The sequence below is a fragment of the Siphonobacter sp. BAB-5405 genome, assembly GCF_002872335.1.
Taxonomy (GTDB): Bacteria; Bacteroidota; Bacteroidia; order Cytophagales; family Spirosomataceae; genus Siphonobacter.
This window is the reverse complement of sequence record NZ_NJAG01000206.1, coordinates 1-866: the sequence shown is the minus strand read 5'-3', so window position 1 is coordinate 866 and position 866 is coordinate 1. Positions and strand designations below refer to the sequence as shown.

Sequence of the window (866 nt, the reverse complement as noted above, 5' to 3'; positions counted from 1 at the left end):
GCTTACTAATACATCACTCTGTTCAGGAATTTCAACAGAAATTTAGTTGCCATTAGCTTAACAATATTTTCATTTACTGCATCAATCTGATCTTTAGTTATTTTTACCAAACTCTATCAACTTCTCATCAAATTTATTTTYCAATAATTCTAACAGAACTATTTGTGTAAGTTGTTTCTATTTTATTTGTGTTTTCATTTAAATATTTTGAATAATATTCATCCTCTTGCATTTGAGGCCTAAATTTAGTTTGTAGTAGAAATATCAATCCTAGAAATAGAGGAATTATTGCTACCGCTGATATACTATAAAATGCAGGTAGCCAGTAAGGTTCTTTAACTGTTGCAGCGGCTGTTATAAGTGCAGATACTAGAAGAATTAGCCCAACCAGCCATACGGCTAAAAGTTGTATAGGTTTAGTTATTTTCTCGGGCTGTATTTTATGTTCTGTCATTACTATTTGTTACAGTTGGGGTGGTCCATGCCTAAAAACCTACAACGTTAGTTGTACATATGGTTATTTAAGGCTTTTGCATATATTTGTTTTATATGTGAAATAATCACGAAACTTCAAAATTATCTATTAATGAAAAGTATAGCATTGTTTACTTTATTATTTTCTAGTTTTTTAGCTTATTCTCAAAGTATAGAAACATTAGATAATAATAATGGCTTCAGAAACTTCAAATTTGGATCTTATGTAACTACAATCAAAAATATAAAACCTACTGGARAAGTATATAATAATATGACTCATTACATATACACAGGTAATGACATTGCAAAAATTCAAGAAGTGCCTATAGATGAGATAGCTTTATATTTTTATGRAAGTAAACTAGCCGCGATCATAATTTCATTTGGGC

At 29.3% G+C, this 866-nt stretch carries 2 protein-coding genes; one reads left to right on the top strand and one right to left on the bottom strand.

All coding sequences use genetic code 11. The features are described 5' to 3' along the window. Positions 1 to 133: 133 nt before the first annotated feature. On the bottom strand, positions 134 to 454 hold the full coding sequence (locus BWI97_RS27060; RefSeq protein WP_102203492.1) for a hypothetical protein: 321 nt from the start codon (positions 452 to 454) through the stop codon (positions 134 to 136). Between the two features lie 132 nt (positions 455 to 586). On the opposite strand from BWI97_RS27060, the gene BWI97_RS28840 reads away from it, so the two are divergent. Beyond that, positions 587 to 866, top strand: a 280-nt coding sequence (locus BWI97_RS28840) for a hypothetical protein (protein ID WP_233208099.1), incomplete at its 3' end; no start/stop codon positions are given.